Source organism: Kitasatospora sp. UYEF31 (assembly GCF_057291755.1).
Map to the genome: position 1 here is coordinate 46,362 of NZ_JBXAWK010000019.1, position 14,182 is coordinate 60,543.

17 protein-coding genes, 1 tRNA gene and 1 pseudogene are annotated in these 14,182 nt (G+C 60.1%); 6 read left to right on the forward strand and 13 right to left on the reverse strand.

The window, feature by feature from the left end:
• Window positions 1–139 precede the first annotated feature (139 nt).
• The 13 genes and pseudogenes from AC0Z36_RS12205 to AC0Z36_RS12265 form a co-directional block, all read right to left on the reverse strand.
• On the reverse strand, window positions 140–415 hold the full coding sequence (locus AC0Z36_RS12205; RefSeq protein WP_485462825.1) for a hypothetical protein: 276 nt from the start codon (window positions 413–415) through the stop codon (window positions 140–142).
• 78 nt (window positions 416–493) lie between these two features.
• The gene (locus AC0Z36_RS12210; RefSeq protein WP_485462826.1) at window positions 494–979 is read right to left on the reverse strand and encodes a hypothetical protein; all 486 of its coding nucleotides are present in this window, start codon (window positions 977–979) and stop codon (window positions 494–496) included.
• A 43-nt stretch (window positions 980–1,022) separates the two neighbouring features.
• Entirely contained in the window at window positions 1,023–3,044 is a 2,022-nt protein-coding gene (gene nrdJ / locus AC0Z36_RS12215; RefSeq protein ID WP_485462827.1) for a ribonucleoside-triphosphate reductase, adenosylcobalamin-dependent, read from the reverse strand.
• A 7-nt stretch (window positions 3,045–3,051) separates the two neighbouring features.
• Window positions 3,052–3,240 (reverse strand): hypothetical protein, encoded by a 189-nt coding sequence (locus tag AC0Z36_RS12220; RefSeq protein WP_485462828.1) that lies wholly within the window; start codon window positions 3,238–3,240, stop codon window positions 3,052–3,054.
• On the reverse strand, window positions 3,237–3,806 hold the full coding sequence (locus AC0Z36_RS12225; protein WP_485462829.1) for a hypothetical protein: 570 nt from the start codon (window positions 3,804–3,806) through the stop codon (window positions 3,237–3,239). Before AC0Z36_RS12225 ends, AC0Z36_RS12220 begins: the two co-directional genes overlap by 4 nt.
• The gene (locus AC0Z36_RS12230; RefSeq protein WP_485462830.1) at window positions 3,799–4,572 is read right to left on the reverse strand and encodes a hypothetical protein; all 774 of its coding nucleotides are present in this window, start codon (window positions 4,570–4,572) and stop codon (window positions 3,799–3,801) included. The genes AC0Z36_RS12225 and AC0Z36_RS12230 overlap by 8 nt, the downstream gene beginning before the upstream one ends.
• Window positions 4,569–5,078 (reverse strand): DUF3310 domain-containing protein, encoded by a 510-nt coding sequence (locus tag AC0Z36_RS12235; protein WP_485462831.1) that lies wholly within the window; start codon window positions 5,076–5,078, stop codon window positions 4,569–4,571. Before AC0Z36_RS12235 ends, AC0Z36_RS12230 begins: the two co-directional genes overlap by 4 nt.
• A complete protein-coding gene (locus AC0Z36_RS12240) occupies window positions 5,075–5,698 on the reverse strand; it encodes a toprim domain-containing protein (RefSeq protein ID WP_485462832.1) in 624 nt (207 codons plus the stop codon). The genes AC0Z36_RS12235 and AC0Z36_RS12240 overlap by 4 nt, the downstream gene beginning before the upstream one ends.
• Before the next feature lie 13 nt (window positions 5,699–5,711).
• Window positions 5,712–5,912 (reverse strand): annotated as a pseudogene (locus tag AC0Z36_RS12245) (CHC2 zinc finger domain-containing protein); the annotation flags it as partial.
• A gap of 370 nt (window positions 5,913–6,282) precedes the next feature.
• The gene (locus AC0Z36_RS12250) at window positions 6,283–6,741 is read right to left on the reverse strand and encodes an endonuclease domain-containing protein (RefSeq protein ID WP_485462833.1); all 459 of its coding nucleotides are present in this window, start codon (window positions 6,739–6,741) and stop codon (window positions 6,283–6,285) included.
• A complete protein-coding gene (locus AC0Z36_RS12255) occupies window positions 6,738–7,556 on the reverse strand; it encodes an AAA family ATPase (protein WP_485462834.1) in 819 nt (272 codons plus the stop codon). Before AC0Z36_RS12255 ends, AC0Z36_RS12250 begins: the two co-directional genes overlap by 4 nt.
• Before the next feature lie 66 nt (window positions 7,557–7,622).
• Entirely contained in the window at window positions 7,623–8,420 is a 798-nt protein-coding gene (locus AC0Z36_RS12260) for a RecB family exonuclease (RefSeq protein ID WP_485462835.1), read from the reverse strand.
• Between the two features lie 482 nt (window positions 8,421–8,902).
• Window positions 8,903–9,391 carry a hypothetical protein gene (locus AC0Z36_RS12265; RefSeq protein ID WP_485462836.1) on the reverse strand — a complete coding sequence of 163 codons (489 nt, stop codon included), beginning with the start codon at window positions 9,389–9,391 and terminating at the stop codon, window positions 8,903–8,905.
• A gap of 665 nt (window positions 9,392–10,056) precedes the next feature.
• Here AC0Z36_RS12265 and AC0Z36_RS12270 point away from each other — a divergent pair.
• The 6 genes from AC0Z36_RS12270 to AC0Z36_RS12295 all read left to right on the forward strand — a co-directional run bounded on the left by AC0Z36_RS12270 (window position 10,057) and on the right by AC0Z36_RS12295 (window position 14,173).
• A tRNA-Trp gene (locus tag AC0Z36_RS12270) sits at window positions 10,057–10,128 on the forward strand.
• Between the two features lie 21 nt (window positions 10,129–10,149).
• Window positions 10,150–10,473 carry an HNH endonuclease gene (locus AC0Z36_RS12275; RefSeq protein ID WP_485462837.1) on the forward strand — a complete coding sequence of 108 codons (324 nt, stop codon included), beginning with the start codon at window positions 10,150–10,152 and terminating at the stop codon, window positions 10,471–10,473.
• A 3-nt stretch (window positions 10,474–10,476) separates the two neighbouring features.
• Entirely contained in the window at window positions 10,477–10,647 is a 171-nt protein-coding gene (locus AC0Z36_RS12280; RefSeq protein WP_485462838.1) for a hypothetical protein, read from the forward strand.
• Complete coding sequence (locus AC0Z36_RS12285) at window positions 10,647–11,081, forward strand: phage terminase small subunit (protein WP_485462839.1); 435 nt, start codon at window positions 10,647–10,649, stop codon at window positions 11,079–11,081. The genes AC0Z36_RS12280 and AC0Z36_RS12285 overlap by 1 nt, the downstream gene beginning before the upstream one ends.
• Window positions 11,082–11,094: 13 nt before the next feature.
• Window positions 11,095–12,663, forward strand: coding sequence for a hypothetical protein (locus AC0Z36_RS12290; protein WP_485462840.1), 1,569 nt, complete (start codon window positions 11,095–11,097; stop codon window positions 12,661–12,663).
• Window positions 12,664–12,757: 94 nt separating this feature from the next.
• Complete coding sequence (locus tag AC0Z36_RS12295; protein ID WP_485462885.1) at window positions 12,758–14,173, forward strand: phage portal protein; 1,416 nt, start codon at window positions 12,758–12,760, stop codon at window positions 14,171–14,173.
• Window positions 14,174–14,182 lie beyond the last annotated feature (9 nt).

A 14,182-nucleotide genomic window follows, 5' to 3' on the forward strand; every position in this document is an offset into this window, starting at 1 on the left:
GCGCAGCTCAGGCACACAAGATCTTCGATGTCGTCCATATCGACCGACACCATCTCTTCGACTGCACAATCAACGGGGTAGTCGGCACGCATTGCGCACTCTTCGGAGTCCATCAGTCGCCCAGGTGCGTAGTCGCAGCTCATCCGCCGATGTAGCGGGCGAGGATCATTTCCGGCTCGCCGGTCTCAGGGACGAGGTTCGCTTCCGAGTTGGAACCATCAGGGAAGAATCCGTAATAGGCATCACCGATGATGACGTCAGCCAGTGGGCCGGTAACCGTTGTCGTCGGGAAGTAGTAATATCCCCGGTCTGTCACGTAATTCTTCGCGTCGACGGAATTCGCGGCGCGGACTACGACCGCTTCGAACTCGTCATAATTCGGCTCATCGGTGCGGGTGACCTTGTAAATCGGCATGAGTTCCTCGAATCAGGGCATGAAAAAGGGGGCTGGACAAACTCCAGCCCCCTCAACAATCAGTATTTAGGGTGCTACCTACTTGGCCTTGTAAGAGCCGTCCTTCTGGAGCCACAGAGGCGGGCACTGGTCGGACTTGTCGACGTCACGGCCGGCGCCGCAGAAGTACGCCTTCCAGGTGCCGCCATCCTTAAAGTTCCGGGTGCCGTGTGTGCACTCCTTCTCTCCGGCGCCTTCGGACTGGACCTTCCCACCGGAGAACGACTTCTTCGCCGCAGTGGGCTTCTCCGGAGCCAGAGTCATGAAATAGTCGGCGGCCTTGCTGATCAGGTCATACAGGTCATCCTCCTTCGCCCCCTTGATCCGGTCGGCCAGGACCTCAGCGGAGGAACCTCGGACCACCAGCCACGGGGCGTCATAACCGGCGCCTCGCTTGAAGGTCGCAACGAAGGCGTCGAAATCAGCGCTGGTGTTCTCAGAAGTCACAGGAGTCTCCGGGAGGTCGGGAGTGGATTCAGCGGAAGCTTCCCAGGGGGAAGGGCCATCAAAAGGGTTCTTGATCATGTCTTCATCCTACCAATCTTGACCCTATGTGCCAACTTTGAAATTAACGAACCGGGCATGCACCGGTAACGCAGTTCTCATCTACACCGTCTTCTACGGACTGCACCTGAGAAGCCTCATAGTCGGCCTTCGACAGGACCTCGTAGGGGCTCTGGGGTCGGCTGATGTCCGGGAACACGGTGGTGCCCTTCAGAGTCCGCATGCTCCTTGCCAGCACGGCAGTGAGGTCTTCCACCTCAATGCCTGTTGGGTCGAGGTTCACGGTGAAGCTCACGGCATTGTCGGCCCACAGGGTCTGGTACATCTCCTGGAGGGAGAGCATGTCTTCGAAGGAGATCTCGTGTGCGGACTCCACGATCCCTGCCGCGGTCTCCTCGCCGTAGATCTCCGTGACCTCGGCGAGCAGACTGTCCTTCGTGGGGATCTCCACAACCAGGGTGTTCGCCGAGTAGACACACGGCTCGACGGTAAAGCCGTCGGCGCGGTACTTCTCGACAAGCTCACGCTCAACGGGGTTCAGGGTCGAGAACCTGATGCGCCGAGTGAAGTACCTGGCGAAGATCGGATGGATTCCCTCACTGACGCCGGCCAACTTGGAAATCGTCCCGGTCGGAGCGATCGTGCGCTTTTTCACGGGGATCGGGATTCGCAGGTCGTGACTGTAGCTCGCCGCAGCTTCGTCCACGACGGAGGCCAACTGACGGAGCGTCGTATGAACCTCCGGGTCCATCGCGGCATCCGAATACCGAGTCCCCCGCTTAGCCACGAACCCGTGAAAACCGGTGTGGCCTACGCCGATACGACGGTTGCGGTTTAGGGTTTCCCGACTCCGGGGATCGCCGACCCATCCAAAGGTTGCCCGGATGAGGTACCGCGTCACCAGCTCGTGTGCGCGGTGCAGTGCCTTGTAGTCGACATGCCCGAAGGGATTCACGAACGCCGTGAGATTCACATGCCCTAGGTTGCAGGGCTCGAAGTTCTCAAGGGTGATTTCCCCGCACGGGTTGGTGCCCCGAACTTCGCCGGGCTCCCCCGCCATCGAATTATCGTAGTGCCAAAGGCCAGGTTCGCCGTTGGCGAGCATTCCCTTCGCTACCTCTTCCAAGACGAGGTGGGCATGGCTGTACTTGGGGTCCGCAGGGTCGTCATATGCCGCGTAGAACGCATCGTCGAGTTCTACCGAAATGTTGGTCGTCCAGTGGGAGAAGGACCCTGCCTTGCAGGCGATGAAGGAGTCAACGTCGAAGTCGTCCCAGTGTTTTAGCGCCATACGTGCAGAGCGCCGGTTCCCGCCGGCCACAATGCATGTTGCAATCTCGTGGTCGATCTGCATCATTTGCATGCCGTTGAGCGGGAATCCCATCGCATCAACAAGCACCTGGCTGACGGATTTGAGAAGCTGGGCGAATGGCAGGGGGCCGGACGCGACGCCGCCTGACGTCTTGAGCGCCGCACCTTCCGCACGGATGTTGGAGACGTCGTAGACGCGGTTGACGTGCTCGGTGTGCGGACTGTGTGCGTTGTCGATGAGGTCGATCAACGCCTCGGACCAGCCCTCCCTGCTGTCTCCAACGAGGAAGGCTCCGGCCCACTCATGGGAGAACTCCGTGGAGAGAAGACCCTGGTCCGTCAGCGCCTGGTGGTTCGGGTGTCCGGGGCTGCACACGATGTGCACCTCGGTGTTGACCGCAACCGCGGGATAGTGCCTGTAGTACCGGTCGCTGTAGTTCGCGCCGACGCCGCCACCCTCAGCGAGGCGGAGCAGGGTGAAGGCCGCGTGCTCGGAGGGCGTCTCACCGCCGGAGTGCTGCCAGCAGTTGAAGAGGTTCCCTGTCCGCACTCCTGACATCCACAGGTGCCGACCTGCCGGGAGGATCTTGAACTCGGTAATGAAGTCGATCAGCTCGTCACGCTCGCCGGCCTTGATGTGCTTTCCGTCGACCAGGGCGAGATTGCCGTCGACCACGCGCGCAACCGCCTCGCTCCAGTCCTCCCGGGAGCCGTCAGGTTTGGTACGGGAGTAGGTGCGGTCAAAAACGTTCTTGGCGGTGTCGGACTTGAACATTCGTCTCCTAGGCGTCGCCGAGGATCTTGGCTAGGGCAGCCAGGTCCCGGCGGGGGATGTTGAACTCGACGGTCTCTGCGATGGTTTCCATAGATACGTGTATAGGGTTTGTAAGTGAGTCGTCTGAGGTCACAACGAATGTGACGATCACGTCCGCAGTCACCTCCCGCACGTACCGGCGCTGGGTCTCAATCACGCGTGGACCCGCTTCGCGGATCGGATGTCACGGTTCATTCGAAGGGCGAGCTTGTCCACCGCGCGTTGTGCCGCCCGCTCCTCGGTCGAGGTCACCGGAAGGCCGACGACGTAGTAGCGGAGTAGGCGCTCCTGGTCTTGAGGCTCAAGGCGGCCAAGGGCGGATTTGACGTCAAACCGTGCCGTGAGGATGTTGTCGGTGACCCTGCATTTGGAGAGGTCATCCTTGTTGCCGAGGGTCTCGGCGAACTCGTCATCGGTGTAGACCAGGCTCTGAAGGGCCTGCCGGGCATCGCTCGGCGTGTAGTAGAACTCGTCGTCAACGAGGTCGCGGTAATTGCGCTCCTTGACTGCGTACTGCTGGCCGAAGGTATGGAAGATCCTTGCAATGAGATCGTCGTCACCCTTGGCCTGGACCACATACTTCTTCCGCCCCAAAGCCTCCTTGAGGATCTCCTGCCTTACGTCCTCCATCTCTACGACAGGCCACTTGTCAGAGATCTGATAAGCAATACGTTCAGCAAGTGTTGTTAGGTGCTCCCAATCAAGCCCGCCAGACTCAGGCACTGTACGTCTCTCCGTCCACCACAAGTGAATTCTTCTTGATCATTACTAGTTCAGGGAAAACCCTCTGTCCATCGACTCGGACGATTCCGAACGCCTGCTGCCAGTTGGCGGCCCCGTGCTTGAGATATCCGGCCTGACGCATGTCCATGAGGTTTCCGATTTCCAGCCCGGTCAGGGTCGAGGTCTTACCTGCGTAACCGCGGCTCTCTGAGATGAGGCCGGCGCGGTGGGTGTGTCCACATACCACGGACTTTCCGATCTTCCGGGCGGCGGATATCGCGGTGCCGCCGGCATATCGGCTCAGGGAGAAGCCGAGGTGTCCATGAGTCGCCACCCATCCCGGGGCGAAGTCGTAAAAGTCCTGATGGAAGTCGATGCCGTAGTCATCGAGGTGGAGGAGTCGGTCTTCCGTGTAGGGGTTCGGATGGTCCTCATCCAGCAAGGCCGGGCTGTTCTTCGCGAAGTACTGAGCCGGCCGCGACCCGTGGTTCGACCCGAGAAGCGACGACGGTCCGTCATAGACATTCCGGAGCGACTCGCAGTAGTAGCGGCGGGTGTACGCCGCATCCTTGAGCGCCCCACCTTCGAACTCAGCTTTAGTGCCAGCCGTCCAGCGGCTCGGCTGCGGGTAGTCGGTGACGTCGCCGATGTTCACCACTTCGGCGATGTCCTCAGCGCGGTCGCCGATGAAGTTCAGAACCGCGTTCCACGATTTCCTATCGTGGTACGGCATCTGAAGGTCAGAGATGAATATGAAAGTCTTCACTGGGCATTCATCCGCTTCTCGATCTCGAATTCGATGTTTTTAATAGCTTTCTTCAGATCTTGGATACCGCCGTCGTCGTGCTTCAGGTCGGCCCGCCAGATGTATTTAATGGCAGAGCCGAGAGGGAATCCCATCCACTTCACAATGTCGATGCACTCAACGCCGCTTGGATGGCTGGTGTAGTGACTCGGACGATCTATCCCATGTTCCAACTTTGAAGGCATAGAAACAAGCTCATTGGCGAACACAGAGGACACGATCTCGGAGGCGCGCTCTCTAGGCAGGAAGAGGTTTGACCCCTCGGTATCCGCGATCATGTACTGTCCAGGGTCCATCCGTGACATCTCATTTAGCGAATAACATGTCGCAGCCGAGCGGCCGTCCAGCATCACATCAAAGCGGTATGGCCCAACATGTTCGGGAAAGATGGCTACGACTGTCCCGAGAGCGTCAACTAGCCCATTCATGTCATTGATATAGACCCGGTCTTCCACTGCGTAAGTCACAGTCCACACTTCTTCCTGAGCGCCTGAGGCCCCTCTGCCTGCACAAACGAATTGGTGTCCTCCCCGTCGGGCAGGTCGATCATTACCGCGTTCGCCATAGACTCGACCGTCCTCTCTGTGAACCTCCTTCCCGGTTCGTCTCCATCGGCCAGGGCGTAGACCTTTTCGAAGCCGAGGAAAGCTCGCTCAAAGTGCGGCCTCCACGACGAGACGCCAGGAACGCCCACAGCGGGGATTCCTGCCATCTCTGCCGCTAGCGCGTCTAGTTCGCCTTCGCAGATGGCGACGTAGCTACCGGGGATGACCAGCGGTTGAGTGTTGTAGAGGTGCGGCACATGACCCGGGATGCCGAGGTACTTAGGGCCTGGCTGGTCGTCGTGGATCTTCCGGAATCGGATGGTAATCACCGGCCGCTCAGCGGCCGGCCGCAGGTACGGAATCGCGAGGCGGCCGGTGTACTTCTCATGGCCGGTGATCGCCGTACCGACGTAGCCCAGCCCTGCCCGGCTGGCCATCTCCCCCAAACCGCGGGCGTTGATATACGCCTCGGCCGGGCTGCCCTTGAACTGATTGGCGTAGCTCTTCGCTGCTTTCAGTAGCGCAGCGTTCTGCGGCTTCACGGTATGTGATTCCTTCTTTCCTCATGATGAGGTCGTAAGAGTCCTCGGAGATGCCGCAACTAAAACAACCCCAACACTGCTTCTCCGTATTGATGGAAGCGCTGGGGTTGCTCTCGGAGTGCTCGGGGCACAGAATCTTTTCCCACCGACCTGTGCCCCGGACTCGAACTTCTGGGTAGTACTTGCTGAAGAGGTCAGTGATCGGGGGTTTCATTGACTTTCCGAGTCGTCACCGGGAAGTCGTAGCGCCGGCTCACCTGGAGACGGACGTCATGCTCGGCCAACCAAACGCGACGATCAATGGGAAGAGCTACGACACGTATCGACATCTCATACTCCAACTTTGATGGCGCGCTCAAGTCGCATGTCACGCTTGTCCTTGATACAACCTCGAACACTGGCTACGACGTCTCCGAGCCAGATGACAACCTCTTGGGGTCCCGAGTAGAACTCGGAACAGACCGTTACGGGAACCTGGCCTCCACCGCTGAATCGGTACTCAATTTCTAGCTCACGCAGAAGCCTGGCAAAGTTCGTCCGCTTTGAAATGGCGACGATTATCTTGCCATCCTCGAACGTAATCATTACGTCTTGCCGTCCTCGTAATGGAACCGCTCCCCGATGAGCCGGGGGGCTGGAGGGTCTTCCAGGTATTCGGCAGCGCTACGGGCTATCGCTGGGTCGTCTCTCAGGCCGCGGGCGAGGAGCTGTCGATTGCAGCGCGCACAGCACAGGCCACGCACGAGACCTGACTTATGGTCATGGTCTATGTCCAGACGACTCGATCGATGCTGTTTGCAGATGGCGCAGGTGCCGCCCTGGAGGTCAAATAGCGTGTCGTAATCGCCTGGCGCGAGGCCGTATGTGGATTGGACTCGGTTCGCATGGGAAGTTTTTCTGCGCTTCTTCTTGCGACAGGAAGAACAGATTCTCCCCTTAGGTCCAGAGAAAAACTTCTCCGACCTGCACTGGTAACACTCGACGCATTGTCTGTACCCCTTCCTGCATGTCTTCAGTATCCCATACTCCAACTTTGAAGTCAAAAGATTTCCTCCTTCACAGCCTCCAGGCGTAGATTTGTGACATTCAACTCAAACGACGCGAAGGTATTGCCAGAAGGGTCAGCAAACCCTTCCCGGTTCTTTACCGGGGAGACATGCAGCCTGCGGCCGTCCATGCCGTCGACCTCGGCGTGAATCGTAAGAATGAGACTCGGCACACGCCCGATCTTCCCCTTGACGCCCGACAAGGGTATAGGGGACGTTCCCGAACTGTATTCACCGGTGACGTGGTGCAGTGCCAGAACGTGAGCCTGTGTTTCCCGAGCCATTTCGTTGAGATAGCTACAGATGCCGTCGAGGCCCAAGGAGTACGAATCCGCCGTAGAGGCGTCACCCGCGTCGACGTCGGTGACGTTGTCTACGACGATCAGACTCGGCGGTACGCCGAAGATCTCCTCATAGCAGGCAAGGTCAAGTTCCAGTTCGGCTGGCGTCGGACGCGCTGAGAAGTTGAACCTGATCCAGAACCGCTTGGACAGGACCTCGCCGTACTTGCCGAAGTCGTCAGCCCGCAGCCGGGCAGAGACGTCGCCTACGTCGTCGCCCGACAAAATCGCTGCGGCCCGGGTGAGCTGGGTCGCAGCGTTCGAGTCCGCCGAGGCGTAGAGGCTCGGCACATTGGCGTGCATCGCCAGGTTCGAGGAGAACAACGACTTGCCGGTCCCAGGGCCGGAGCACACCAGGGACAACTCACCTCTGCGGAACTCAACGCCCAGCTTCGAGAGCGCAACGAATGGACTAGGGAGAGGCTCCCCGGTGTTGCCTCGCAGTCTCTGAGCTTGCGCTAGCGAGTACATGATTACCTTTCATGAAGTTATCAAGATCCTAGATGCCAATTAATTGGTCAAAAAAAAGCAATCGGGTCAGCGGTAATCGCAGTGCTGTGCGACGTCGCAGAAGCGGCACATGAACCCGGGCTTGGGGGGAAAGTTTCCGGCCTTGACCTCGGCATCCATCGCCGCGTACCGCTCCCCGATGGCGTCGGCATCGACCTTCGACAGGTCGACTGTCTTGGAGAGGCCATGCTTCTTCCCCTGGTACCAGTCGCCCGCGTGCACGTCGACGCCATAGAAAGCCTCCGTGGCGACCTTGTACGTCTCCAACTGGAAGGCTGACTTCGTGGTCCCGGTCTTCAGGTCCCGGACCCGTACAGAGCCGTCAGGCTCTTCCATGAGTCGATCAATGAAGCCCCGGACCTTGACACCGCCCAGCTCGACCATGAACTCAAGCTCGATGGCCGGCGTTCCGTCGGGCGTCGTCCAGATCTTCGGCTCCGTCTCCTCCGACCACTGCACGTACCGTCGCGTCTGCTCCACGCCGAGGTTGTACCGCTCCTCGATGTCCTCGTCCGCGGTGCCTCGGTTGGCGTGCATCCATGTCGAGGTGTCAGGTTCCTTCTCCAAGCCCCGGTTGATTCCTTTCGTGTACTCGTCCCGGAAGACGTCGAGGATCTCGCCTACAGTCTTGGTGCCGGCCGAACGGTCGTAGACCTCAGTCGCGGTGTGGAAGGCGGTGCCGTGGTGGCTCCAGGCCGCCGGCGCCTCGGCCACGCGTTCGACGCGCTTTAGCCAGGACTGGTGTGGACACTTCTCATAGCTCTCCGTCTGAGAGACGCTCCGAGGCGCGTCCCGAAGACGCACGTAGTTGGCTTCGACTGTCACGGCATCTCCGCAATGGTGGCGACTATGAACCGGCTGGACCCGGGAAAGGATGGGTGCGGGCCGTCGATGATCTCCAGAGCAATGACGCGCTCATCGAGTGGTCCGCCGACCTGCTTCACCACGTGGGCTAGGTACTCAACGTTCAACGGGTAGTCGCAGGCGTCGGGAAGGCACAGAACCCACTCTCGGCCCACGCCGTCCACCCGTACGCAGGTCCCAACAATCCCTTGTCGGTGGCCCGGAAGGACGGGGGTCCCCTCGACGCAGCATGACTTTCCCGCTCTCCGCTGAGCAAAATCCGCAGCATTTTCATGGATCGCAGCTTTAATCATTGTATTAAACATAATCCCTCCCCGGGGGCTAGTCAACTACTATTAGGTTTTTGCAACAAAAAAGACCCCAGCCGCAGCTTAGGGTCCCTTTGTTTTTTAGGGGTCTAAAACCTAAAGCTCTCCATGTGGAAGAGTTTAAGGCGATAGGTCTTATGAGTCCACTGACGGCAGTTCCAGCGCCCTCTTAAGTCCGTCCGGCGGCGTTGGTACCCCACCTGGCCACCTGACGATCAGACCTCCGTCTGATTCCTCCCGAGGTACGAACTCGAACCCCATGGGATTGTCAGGGGCAAACAACATGACCACGTTGTCTGCCCTCAATCTTGTCTCAAGCTGTGCTGCCATTTCAAGGTTATCGGGGGTGAGATCTGGATCACCTAGCCGAAGACGCATGAAGGCGCGCAATTGTTGGTTCCGATGACGGGCCTGGACTTTGGGTCCGATCCCCAAGGGCGCCAGCAAATCACTGGCAATCTTGACGAAGCCGCGACGAACGTAACCGTGTCGAATAAAGTACTTGTTTACTGCCTGTCCGCTCACCCCGTATTTTTCGCCAATGGCCCTGTCACTCATGCCGCTCATCGAGAGCGCAATGAGCGCTGACAGGTCTTCGGTCTTGAGTATCGCTGCTCTAGCCATACTAGCTGTCTCCTGCCCTGTCTTCCCGAGTGAGGCTCAGTCAGGGTGTTAAATTCCTCCGCCAAACTGATCCATAGTTGGAGTATGGCTTACGCGCAGTGCCTTTGCAAGCCGTGCTCAGGCCGCGCTCCAGCGGCTACTTAAGCAGTCGAACGAGCGCTCGATAGGTGGCCTGACCTGCACCGGAGTGGTCGACATGCCTTCCTTGGCGGCAACCAACCGGATGGAACGTTGAGTGATCACGTGTGATCTGCGCCACATTTCATTCAAAGTTGTCGGGAAACCTGGTTACCGACACGTACGTAAGTAGTGAGAGGGAAGGAGAGGGAGCGAAGCGACCGAACCTGACCTCGAACATAGATCGATGGTCCTCCCCTAAAGGAATCCCCCCGAAGGGATTCCTTACTTAAAGACTCTTCCTGTAGAGCACCTGAGATTGAGGAAAGCCTCTCCAGGGAGGCCCAGGAAGCAACCGGCCCCGGAGCCAGACAAGCAACCTCCGGGGCCTTAGACGATCCCTACCGGCTGATCCCTGGCAGGGACTAAGGCGAGGTCGCCCCTCGTCGGAGCTGCGGTGTAGGTGTGCACTCCGCCCACCAGGGCGGAAGAGCGGGTTCGACTCCCGCACGGTTCACGAGGTGCCCGTGCCGTTCACCACGGGATTCAGGTCTGTAGCTCAACTGGAAGAGCGGCGGTTTCCAACACCGTATGCGCAGGTTCGAGCCCTGCTGGACCTGCTAAGTCACCGAGGAGGGCCAATGCCAAGAGCCAAATCAATTTGCCTTGTGAGCGGGTGTACCTCGGTGACTGTTCGTTCAGGTCGATGTGAAACACATGCCCCGCCGGTACGTGGCTGGCAGCCCTCGGTGCGTAACAAGAATCGCCCCGGCGACTGGTCGAGAAGGCGTACAACCACCCTCGCACGGGATCGCTTCACCTGCCAGAAATGCGGCAGTCGTGAGCGCCTGGAGGTCGACCACCTGATTCCCGTCTCCAAGGGCGGGACCTGGGACCCCTCCAATCTCTGGACCCTGTGCCACCCCTGCCACAAGTACAAGACGTATTACACCGATCGGAAGTGACGCATGTTCGACGTCCAGGAGGACGAGCAGCCTGAGCGCCGGTACAAGCGCCCTTCTCGGGCTGCTGAGAAGCGCCGTTGGGAGCTGGAGGCACGGGAAGAGATTGACGACCTGGGCGACCTCGTGGAGCTGTTCAAGCTCTGCGACGACTTCGACCAGGTGGTGATGGCCTGATGGTCTCCCGCCGGGGGCCTGCCCCGAACCCCAACGCAGTACGACGGAACACAAGTCACGCACTCGGCACTCAGAAGCTCACCGGTGAGGCCGGCCAAGGCCGCGAACTTCCGAAGGCCCTCGGCATCGAGACCAGCGGCGCTAAGCGCTTCTGGAAGACCTGGGCCAAGGCCCCTCAGACAGAGGGTTGGATGGAGACGGATTGGTCGGAGCTAGAGGTCACCACGAAGTTGGTGGACGCTTTCTACCTCGGTGAGGTGAAGCTCGCCGGTGAGATCCGGCAACGGGTCGGCAAGTGGGGCGCGACCACGGAAGACCGCGCCCGATTGCGTATGAGCTTCGACAAGCAGGTTGAGCAGGACACCACGGCCCCGGACGGGCCTTCCGAAGACGAGATGGATAGGGAGCTTTTCAAGCTGCTATCGAAGGGATAACTGGTGAGCGACTATGCAGAGCGGGAACCTGCCGCAGGGCGTGCCAGCCCCGAATGAGACTCTCGGCTACGGCGTCATCCGCTGGGCCTCGAAGTACATCGTCCAGCCTGATGGAGACACGGCCGGCGAGCCGTGGCAGTTCACCTCTGAGCAACTCCGGTTCGTGCTCTGGTTCTACGCCATCAACCCCGATGGCTCCTGGAAGTACACCGCCGCCACACTCCGCCGGGCCAAGGGCTGGGGCAAGACACCGCTCCTCGCGGCGCTGGCGATCGTGGAGTTCATCGGCCCTTGCCGTTTCTCCCACTTCGACCACCGCGGCCTCCCTGTGGGCAAGCGCGTCCCGCTGCCGATCATTCAGATCGGTGCTACGGCCCTGGAGCAGACCGGCCAGACGCTCGACATGATCCGAGGCATGCTTTCGGAGTCGCCGGCCGAAGCTGAGTACGGACTTGAGATCTCCAAGTCGATGGTCCAGTTCAAGAGCGGTAAGCCCGGCTCCATCTCCCCGAAGGCCACCGCTGGCCGCACCAACGAGGGCAACAGACCAACCTTCGCCCTCCTCGATGAGGTACATCACTGGGTCGGCTCCACCGGTGGGCCGGACTTCTTCCAGACGATCAAGCGCAACGTCGAGAAGACCGCGCGCGCGGGGTCGCGATGGGTGTGCACCACCAACGCCTACAACCCCAACGAAGATTCCGTAGCTCAGATCATCCATGAGTCCGACATGGTCACTCAAGGCTTCTGGCTCTACGACTGCCTAGAGGGCTCCATCGAGGTGGAGCACCTCAGGGACGAGAATCTCGTCCGGGCCTCCCTGATCGAGGCTTACGGTGACGCCACCTGGGCGGACATCGAAGGTCTGACGCGAACGATCCTCCACGACCGGACGACGCCAGACAGCACCTACTGTCGCTTCTTCTTCAACCAGATCTCGAAGTCGTCTGACGGCTGGATGAGCAAGGCCGAATGGGACGCCTGCATCTCCGAGAATGACATCCGCCCAGGTGATCAGATAGCCATCGGCTTTGACGGCTCGGTCCGCGGTGACGGCACGGCGCTGGTGGGTGTCCGCCTGCGGGACGCCAAGCTCTTTGTCCTCGGCACATGGCTGAGGCCCGAGCACGCTACCGATGAGTGGGAAGTCGACGTTCTCTCTGTCGAGGCCGCCGTGAAGCGGGCCTTCGACACCTACCGCGTCGAGTGGATGTACTGCGACCCCCCGTGGTGGCAAGAGAACATCGGCCGCTGGTCCATTGCGCACTCCGACAAGGATACGGAGTACGTCTTCGAGTTCTGGACCAACAAGCCGACCCGCATGGCTCAGGCCGTGGAGCGTTTCCGCACGGCAGTTCTCGTCGGCGACCTGTCCCACATTGGGGACCAGGAGCTCACCCGCCATGTGCTCCAAGCCGTAGTCCGTGAGGTCCCCCAAGGCGACTTGATTATCAAGGACTCGCCCCGTTCCAAGCGCAAGATCGACCTCGCGGTTGCAGCTGTCCTCGCCCTGGAGGCGAGGGCCGACGCTATCGCAGACGGCCGAATAACCATCAACCGCCGCCGTGTCGTTGGCTTCTAGCCCCGCACAGTAAGGGCCCAGCATGCAGACAGCACCTAAGAAGACCGGTCCTGCGGACCACATCAACTCTCCCCCGACTACGCCGCAGGCATGGATGGGCTACCTCCACTCTAAGCTCCTGACGACCCGTAGTCGGTACCGCCGGTATGGGGAGTACTACGACGGTAAGCATCAGCGGATGCTCTTCGCACAGTCGAAGTACAAGGCCGAGTACGCCCACGTCTTCGAGAGTTGGAACGACAACTTCTGCGGCCTACTCGTGGACTCGGTGAACGAGCGCCTGGTCGTTGACGGATTCCGCATGGCCGACGAACCGACATCGGATAAGGAAGCCCGAGAGATCTGGCAACGGAACTTCATGGACTCCGAGGCGTCGACTGCACATCTCGACTCGATGGTGTGTGGCGCTTCGTACGCGGTTGTTTGGGCTGACGAGGCCGGCGACCCAGCGATCACGATTGAGTCAGCGGAAGACGTAGTGGTGCAGTACAAGCCGGGCAGCCGCCGTGAGATCGAGGCCGCAGCGAAGTTCTACACCGACGATTGGGGTCGAGAGCACACCTCACTGTGGCTCCCCGACGCTGTATATAGGGGCGGACCTACGCTGGCCGGCTACAGGATCGACGAGCGGGAAGACAATCCGCTGGGCGTGGTGCCGGTTGTACCCATCCAGAACCGGCGGCGACTGGTCGGCGATCCGATCTCAGACCTCCACGTCGTGATCCCGATTCAGGACGCGATCAACAAAACGGTTTCGGACAGTCTTGTTGCCTCCGAATACGCGGCCTGGCCACAGCGCTACGTCTCCGGTATGGAGATCGAGGAGGACGAGAACGGCACCCCGAAGGAGCCGTTCAAGGTCGCTGTCGACAAACTTCTTCAGGCTGAAGACCCGAATGCGAAGTTCGGGCAGTTTGAGGCTGCCGACCTCGGAAACTACGTGACCCTGGTGAACATGCTGGTTCAGCACATGGCCTCGATCAGTCGCATCCCCTTCCATTACTTCCTCCTGAACGGGGGCTCCGCCCCGAGCGGCGAGGCGATCACGTCGGCTGAGGCCGGCCTCATCTCCAAGACCCGGGAGAGGATGACTCACTTCGGTGAGGCGTGGGAGCGAGTGATGAGGCTGTGCTTCCTCGTGAAGAAGGACCAGGCCCGCGCTGACGCCTTCGAGGCCGAGGTCATGTGGCGCGACCCGGAGAACCGCACCGAGGCCCAACACGTTGACGCCCTGCTGAAGCTCCAGATGCTCAACGTCCCCAAGCGGCAGCTCTGGCTCGATGCCGGATACACGCCGCAGCAGATCGAACGGTTTGACGGGCAGCTTGAGGACGAGGCCAAGACCGAAATGGCACGGGCCGACAAGTACCAGACCGAGGCGGACAAGGCCGCTCTGACGGACCCTGGCAAGGGCGCCAAGGCCGGGGACGCCAGCAAGGCCGCAATGAAGTCACCGCAGGGCAACGCCGGTAACTCCGCTCGGAAGATGAGGGACACCACTAAGAAGTAGCCCAGCACA